The 8,310-nt window shown below is 46.3% G+C and carries 4 protein-coding genes and 1 pseudogene; 2 read left to right on the forward strand and 3 right to left on the reverse strand.

The window, feature by feature from the left end; all coding sequences use genetic code 11:
- Window positions 1-373: ATP-binding cassette domain-containing protein (locus Q0Z62_RS10060; protein WP_298054112.1), on the forward strand; the 373-nt coding region annotated here is incomplete at its 5' end.
- Between the two features lie 58 nt (window positions 374-431).
- Here the strand turns inward: Q0Z62_RS10060 and Q0Z62_RS10065 are convergent.
- Entirely contained in the window at window positions 432-1,115 is a 684-nt protein-coding gene (locus Q0Z62_RS10065; RefSeq protein ID WP_298054114.1) for an epoxyqueuosine reductase QueH, read from the reverse strand.
- A 14-nt stretch (window positions 1,116-1,129) separates the two neighbouring features.
- Window positions 1,130-3,865, reverse strand: a complete 2,736-nt coding sequence (gene glnE, locus Q0Z62_RS10070; protein WP_298054116.1) for a bifunctional [glutamate--ammonia ligase]-adenylyl-L-tyrosine phosphorylase/[glutamate--ammonia-ligase] adenylyltransferase — start codon at window positions 3,863-3,865, stop codon at window positions 1,130-1,132.
- 25 nt (window positions 3,866-3,890) lie between these two features.
- On the opposite strand from glnE, the gene Q0Z62_RS10075 reads away from it, so the two are divergent.
- Entirely contained in the window at window positions 3,891-7,445 is a 3,555-nt protein-coding gene (locus Q0Z62_RS10075; RefSeq protein WP_298054118.1) for a YhdP family protein, read from the forward strand.
- Window positions 7,446-7,452: 7 nt separating this feature from the next.
- On the opposite strand, the pseudogene Q0Z62_RS10080 reads toward Q0Z62_RS10075, so the two are convergent.
- Window positions 7,453-8,310, reverse strand: a pseudogene (locus Q0Z62_RS10080) (glutamate dehydrogenase); the annotation flags it as partial.

Below are 8,310 nucleotides of genomic sequence, written 5' to 3' on the forward strand. Positions count from 1 at the left end.
CTGGAGTCCAGAAAAAGTATTTGAGTTTTTTCCACGGCTCTTAGAGCGTCAGCACAATATGGGAAACCAGTTGTCAGGTGGCGAGCAACAGATGTTGGCCATTGGGCGGGCGTTGGTTACGAATCCTAAGCTATTAATTCTTGATGAGGCTTCCGAAGGGCTTGCTCCTAAAGTTCGAGAGGAAATTTGGCAGTGTTTAGATGTATTACGAGCCCAAGGTCAAACCATTCTTATTATTGATAAATATGTAGAACGTTTGATGAAACTAGCCGATCATCACATTATTTTAGAAAAAGGCTTGGTGGTTTGGCAGGGCGACTCAGCACAGCTAGGTGCCGATCGCAGCTTATGGGAGCGTTATTTAGGTGTTTAATGATAGGGTCATCGTAATTATCTACGGTGACCCCATTTTTTATCTTTAGTGAAAACACTTAGTCGCTTTTTTTTAGCGTAGCCGTATCATTCATGCCATAAAATTTAACGCCGAACTCAATGCGGTCACGTCCTGTAGCAAGACGCCAGTTATTGGTGTCTCGTAGTGAATATACGCAGCCACAGTATTCTTGCTGATAAAAATTTTCTTCTTTGCTGATGTCTAGCATGCGTTGAGAGCCGCCCCCTTTGCGCCAGTTATAAGTCCAGTACAGCATCTGGGGGTAACGGGCAGCAGCTCGTTCGCCACAGCCATTGATTTGATGCATATCTTTCCAACGTGAAATAGCTAAAGAGCTGCTGATCGTATCGAAGCCATGCTCATGTGCATATAAAGCCGTGCGCTCAAAACGCATGTCAAAACATTCTGTACAGCGTATACCACGTTCTGGTTCATTTTCCATTCCTTTGACTCGATCAAACCAATTGTCTGCATCGTAGTCTGCATCAATAAAGGGAATGTTGTGCTTTTCTGCAAAACGTTTGTTTTCCTCTTTACGGATTTCGTATTCTTTAAGAGGATGAATATTAGGGTTATAGAAAAAAATAGTGTAATCAATACTGGAGGCTGTCATGGCCTCCATGACCTCTCCTGAACAGGGCGCACAGCAGGAGTGCAGTAGCACTTTTTTGCTGTTGTTGGGGGGAGTTAAGATAGGGCGGGTGAATTCAGTATTTTTCATTTTGATCTAACCAGTTAATTCATGACCGTTTGCCAGAGGGCGATAACGGTGTCGCGTTCATTATGTACTTGAGACAGGGGCAAACGAGCAACAGCAGCCCCTTGTAGGCGCAAATTATGCTGATAGCGTCTAAATACACGATAGGCACTAATGGCTTGCTTGCTTAAGTCTGTGGGAATTAGCTGTTGCTGGGCAGCAAGGCCAAGCAGTGCAATATTACCTAAATTATTTAATAAAGCGGGGTGTTGATGAGCATAGCATAGCACTAGATATTGGGTAATAAACTCAATATCCACCATTCCACCTCGGTCATGTTTAATATCAAATAGGCCACTGTGGTTAGGATGTGCCACGCTAATTTTTTCACGCATTTCAATTACCTTTTGTTTAAAGGTAATGGGATCTCGTTCTTGCAGCAAAATGTCTTGGCGTACACGTTCAAATCGTGCGCCAATTTGCGCATCACCCGCCACAAAGCGAGCGCGTGTAATGGCCTGGTGTTCCCAGCTCCAAGCCTGATGGCTTTGGTATTTTTCAAAACCATCTATAGAGACGGCAATTAAGCCAGCATCGCCGTCTGGTCGTAGTCGCATATCGACTTCATACATGCGCCCCGATGAGGTGAGCGTAGTAAGCCATGACACCATACGCCGCCCTAAGCGCACATAGCGCTCTACGGCATCTTGATCTGGATCATCATATAAAAAAACCAAGTCTAAGTCGGAGGCATAGCCCAGCTCTTTGCCACCTAGTTTTCCATAGGCCACTACGGCAAAGTGAGGCTCAGAAAGTGCTGGGTCAGCTTGACGGGGTTGTGCTAGGGGCCAAGTGCGATAAATGGTTTCAGCCAACAGCATATCGGCGAGAGCAGAGAGCTGATCGGCTAGGGTTTCTACGGTGAGTAGGCCTGCCAAGTCTTGCGCTAATAATTGAAAGCTAATTTGATGCTGCATATCGCGCATTAAGTTCATTTGTCGCTCAATATCGGCTTTGCCATTAGGCAGTAAACATGCATCTAGTTCCAAGCGTAGTTGCTCAGCGAGGGCATCAAAATCAGGCTTTTCCATCAGTGACTGCCATTCAATCAAACTGTCTAACACTAATGGGTATTGGCTAAGGTAGTGGGTAGCCCAAGGACTCGCGCTTGCCATGGTGGTTAAGCGTTGGATAGTTTCAGGGTACTCTAATAGCAATGCTAGATAGGAACTACGGCTGGCAATTTGCTCTACGATTTGGTGTGTGCGTTTATTGGCCTCAATGGGATCATCAGTGTGTAAAGCGGCTTCACGCAATAAAGGCAAGACGCGTGTTAAACGCGTTAAGCTGTGCTGTGGCAAGCGTTGAATTCGATGGCTATTTAAAAGGCGTTGGCTTTCTTGTTGAAGTAGTTGCGGGTCAGCACGCTCGGTGGCGAGTATTTCATTCGGTGTGTGAATAGGGGTAGAAGGGGCCGTTTTTTTTGTTTTTTTATCTACGCCAGCAATTCTAAAGGCATCTTGAAAGCTTTGGTGTACAAAAGCTCGGTGTTCATTAAGTTCAGAGGTAAAGCGCGCGGTATCCATCCCTAGTGTGTCAGCTAAGGCTGAGTAGGTATTAGGGTCAGTTGGCAATAAATGAGTTTGCTCATCTTCACGGTATTGCAGTACGTGTTCTGTACGACGTAAAAAATCATAGGCTTTGATTAAGGGGCGGGCTAACTCCTCGTCCATTAGATCGGCTTGAACCTGAGCGTCTATTGCCGCGTGTAGATTTTGTTGCTGTAACGAAGGCCAGCGTCCCCCTCTGATTAACTGATTCAGTTGTACAACAAATTCGACTTCCCGAATGCCACCATCACCGAGTTTAATGTGATGTGTGCTCTCTAAGCTATCTTTGGCGATGACTTTACGTTGCCAATCTTGGCGAATACGTTCTCGCAGATCACGTAAGGCAGCGAGGGCATCAAAATCAAAGTACTTTCTATAAACGAAAGGAATACGCAAATCCTCTAAGCGATGTTGGTAGCTTTGAGGCTGACTATCTATATGGCTTTTTACGTGTAATTGGCGTCCCTTAATCCATGCGTATCGTTCCCACTCCCTGCCTTGTTGCAAAAAGTATTGCTCTAACGCATTGAGGCTCCAGGCTAAAGGGCCTGCGTCGCCATCAGGACGTAAACGTAAATCCGTTCTAAAAACCTGACCATACGCATTAATTTGTGACAGTATAGGTAGCATGCGCTGGGTTAAGCGACCAAAGTATTCGTGGTGGCTGCGGGGGCGGCGGCCATTGGTTTCACCGTCATAGGCATAAAGGGTGATGAGGTCTATATCTGACGATACGTTCAGCTCAAAGCCCCCCCATTTACCCATAGCCACTATCAGCATCTCTAGGGGTGCACCCGTTTTGGGATCAATAGGTGCTCCATGTGCTTGGCTAAGTTCGGTACTGACAAACTGGTAAGCTTTGCTTACGCTGAAGTCGGCTAAAAAGCTCATGGCTGTACCAACTTCGGCTAAACTAGCCCTAGTGCTGATATCGCGTAACATGAGAGTGAAAAAAACGCGACGTCGTAAGAGGCGTAATTGTTGTTTCAGTCCCTCAGATGCATCTGAGGGCTGATGAGGTGTGATTTCATCAAACCAATCTTGAATAGAGGCGGCATTGACTTCAAATTTGCTGTGTTCTAGCAACCAGTCGGCAAAATCGGGGGTGGCGGACAGCTGCCTACGTAGTGCTCCTGACCAGTTTAGTGTGCTTTCAAAGTTCATGGTTTTGCCATAAAAAAGATCAAAAATGATGCCGTTATTCCGTTGGCTAGGACGAGTTCTACTCGTTATCTATGTACTTATCGTTATTGTAGTGTTGGGAGTGCGCTATTGGCTATTACCGCACATTGATGAGTTGCGCACACCGATTACTCATGCTTTGAGTGCAGCGATGAATAGTCAGGTAGAGATAGGTAGACTTACTGGTAGGTGGCAGGGGCTGATACCAGAAATTCAAATCCATGATTTGCAAGTGCATGATGAAAAACAAAAAAATGTGCACATCCCCTATATTAACGCACGCATTAAATGGCGTAGTTTACTTGAACGGCAGGTGCTGTTTTCCTATTTGCGAGTAGATGGGCTGCAGTTGTCGATGTGGCGTGATAAAGCACATCAGTTGCATCTAGGAGGGCAGGCTGTCGACCTCCAAGAGTCTGATGCCACAGAGACGAATAGTGGTTTTGTGCAGTGGTTAATCCAACAAGATCAAATTGAACTCAAAGACGCCACCCTGTTATGGACTGACGCCAGCCGTGATGCACCACCCTTATATGTAGATAAAATGCATGGTTTTCTACGTAACCATGAGCAAAAGCTTCAGTTTAATTTGCAAGCTACCCCACAGCTTGGTTTAGGTCAAAGCCTGCAGTTGCGAGGCCATCTGCAGCAAAACGCAGTGCAGCAAAACAGGTTGCAGGGGTTGCTTTATGTGCAGTTGAATGAGTTAAGTCCTGCGGCATGGCGCCAGTGGATTGATCTGCCTAGTGATTTAACACAAGCCACGTTAGACACACAGCTTTGGTTGCAAATCGAGAAAAATCTAATCACTGATATTACGATGGATTTGCGTGTTTATAACGGTATGTGGAAAAGTCAGCACTTTGGGCAAATACAGGCACGCTCTTTGCGTTTTTTTGGTTCTGGACCATGGGAAAGCTTCAAAGCGGTCGCGGATTTACAACCGATAGCACAGCGGCTACAGGCAGATCCTTTTCGGTTGGAAATGTATGGGCGTGATGTGGTGTGGCAACACCCCGCTTTTAGCCAAGCCTTATCTGCAGATCAACTGATTTTACGGGCTGCTAGAGAACCTCAGGCCCCGGCCATTACGATTCAAGAGTTCGTAATGGATAGCTCACAAGGTCACGCTCATCTCCATGGCACATGGACTCCACAAGGACTCGACTTATCACAAGGAAAATTTGACTTACAAGGAGAGCTGCAACAGGTAGAACTCAAGAGCTTATACCAGTATTTTCCTGTGCCAGCCGTATCGGAATCAGTGGTGGACTGGTTGCAGCACGGTCTAGTGTCGGGCCGAGTCCCTACCGCTGCTATTCGACTTTATGGCGCGCTGTCTCAATTTCCCTTTACGGAGCCGAGTACGGGTATTTTTTATGTTGGGGGGCATTTTGAACACGCTGATATTGACTACTATCCAACCACAGATTTAGAAAAAGGATGGCCTAAAGTTGAGCAAGCCACTGGTTATGTAACCCTTCGAGGTAACACCTTATGGGTGAGTGCGGATCAGGCGACGCTTAGACCCAATGGTAAAGATGCATTGCAGGCTTCGCAGGTACGAGTTCACATTGATGATTTTTCTGCCGATGAGCCGATATTGAGTGTTAAAGCACACACAGAAGGGCCTGCTCAATCCTATTTAGGGTTAATGACACATACTGACTTGGGCACGTGGTTGGATCATGTGTTTGATACCACGACGGCAACCGGACAGTGGCAAGTTCCTTTGGACATGCGATTTAATCTCGAAAATGACGATGATTTAGAGGTGGCTGGGCATATTCAATTTCATAACAATAGCCTTGCCCTATTGCAGGGAGTGCCTCCTTTAGAAAAGGTAAAGGGGCAGTTACACTTTAGTGATAAAGGGGCGCGGGCAGAGGGGCTAACAGCGGATTGGCTCGGGGGGCATCTCAGTCTGAGCCAGCAAGTAGGTCAAGCAAATCAGTATCTACTAATCAAAGGAAAAGCCACAATGGCCGCTTTGGTTGATTATGTGGATATACCGGCTTTAGGTGAGTATGTCAGCGGAGACTTGCCTTATCAGTTACAGGTAGGTTTGGATTCAAAAAAGCAACTCTCTGTGCGATTGAATAGTCAGTTGAAGGGGGTAGGGCTACATTTTCCCTTACCTTTGAGCAAAGAGCGTCAGCACAGTATGCCACTAGAGCTGCGATGGCAGGCATTTAATGATAAGCAGCATCAGTTAACAGTCACCGTAGATGAGCGCTTGCAACTCAAACTGATAGAAAACAAAACGAGTTCCCCCTTTTTTAATCAGGGCAGTGTGACATGGCGTCAACCAGCCACTGCGATGCCTAAGCAAGGTATGCGGGTGGATTTACATCATAAAGAATTAGATTTGGGGGCTTGGCAGGCGGTGTTCGCACAACTTGCACCAGATTCAGAGTCAGGAGCGCCTGATGTATTTCCTCACCTTGTTAATCTGCGATTGAAAGTTGACAAGGGGGTGCTTTTGGGGAATCAAATTGATCAGTTGACCTATACCTTGCAGCAGCTAGAATCACAGCGATGGCGTATGGATATTAGTTCGGATCAAATGGCTGGTACTATCCATTGGCAAGAAGACAGTCAGGGTGTCATACAAGGTGAGGTACAGGCAGCCCTGCAACGAGTTCATTGGCAGCGGCAGGTAGGGGCTCCTGCTGCACAAAAGGAGGAGCTAGACCCTGTTGTGAAAGAGTTTGAGCTACAACTGCCCTCTATAAATCTTACCATTGATGATTTACGTGTTGATGAGTGGCGATTAGGCCGTCTGCATGTTCAAGGACGTAAGCAAGCTGAGTCCCAGCCTTGGCAAGTATCCAGTTTCCATCTTCATAATCCACATGGGGATTTACAGGCCTCAGGAGAATGGCATCTAACGGGGGCTCAAAGAGGCTTAGGACTGAGCGCACAGATAAAGAGTGATGAGATAGGCCAAATGCTGCATTACATCGGTATTAGCGATGTTCTAAAAGAGGGTAAAGGTTCGGTACAGGCTCAGTTACACTGGCATCATTTTCCGTGGAAAACGTCATTGGCAGACATTCAAGCAGATGTAGAGGTGGAGTTACACCACGGTCGGATTAATCAAATTAACTCTCGCGCAGCGAAAATGTTGGAATTTTTGTCATTGCAGTCTTTATCTAGACTCGCTAAGTTTGATTTTGATTTGCGAGGACTAACGCAGAATGGCTTCCCTTTTGATGACATTAAAGGCAAGCTGCATCTTACACAGCAGTCTATTAGTACGAGCAATTTTAGGGTAATAGGCCCAGTGGGAACCATTGTTTTAGAGGGTAAAACTGATATTGAAACCGAGCAGTTAGATTTGCGCGCGGTGGTGGTTCCTAATGTGGATATGAGTGGGGCGGCAATTGCCGCAGGTATTGCCGTTAATCCAGTGGTAGGCATAGGGGCTTTTTTAACCCAGCTTTTATTTAAGGAGCCTCTAGCAAAAGCGATGACAGTACAGTATCAGGTAACGGGCCCTTGGGATCAGTTGCAGACCGAAGAAATCAAACTGAAACCCAAAGAGCCGACTCTACCTTAACGCTTCATTAATAAACGCCTTGGGCCAACATGGCATTAGCTACTTTTACAAAACCAGCAATGTTTGCCCCTTGGACATAATCAATGGATTGGCCTTGTTTGCCATACTGCACACAGCTAGTGTGAATGCGTTGCATAATTTGGTGTAACTGATTATCCACATCACAAGCAGCCCATTGTAGGCGTTGCGCACCCTGACACATTTCTAAACCAGATACAGCGACACCACCAGCATTACTGGCTTTGCCGGGGGCAAACAATACTTTTGCTTTATGGAATTCTTGGGTTGCAGTCAAAGTGGTCGGCATATTAGCACCCTCAGCCACACATTGAACCCCATTAGCAATCAGCTGTTTGGCATCATTGAGATCCAGTTCATTTTGCACAGCACATGGTAGAGCAATATCAACGGGAATATGCCAGGGTCTTTCGCCAGCTAAAAAAGTGGTTTGTGTAAAGCTTGCGTATTCTTGCAGCGAGGCTCGTTTATGGTTTTTATATTCCATTAACAGAGCAAGTTTTTCAGGTGTAAATCCATCAGGGTCGTACAGTGTTCCACTTGAGTCTGACATCGTAAGCACTTTAGCGCCTAACTCTAGGCATTTTTTAACCGCATACTGCGCTACGTTACCTGCGCCAGATACCGCGACTCGCATGCCCTCTAGGCTTTTTTTCTCTTGAGCTAGCATTTCAGTGACAAAGTAGACAAGGCCATAGCCGGTGGCTTCGGGACGGATAAAACTACCCCCAAAATCAAAGCCTTTACCCGTGAATACACACTCATTTGATCGAGTGAGTTTTTTCATCATACCCGCCATATAGCCGACCTCGCGGCCTCCTACACAAATATCACCTGCGGGAACATC

Source organism: uncultured Paenalcaligenes sp. (assembly GCF_947630565.1).
Lineage (GTDB): Bacteria > Pseudomonadota > Gammaproteobacteria > Burkholderiales > Burkholderiaceae_B > Paenalcaligenes > Paenalcaligenes faecalis.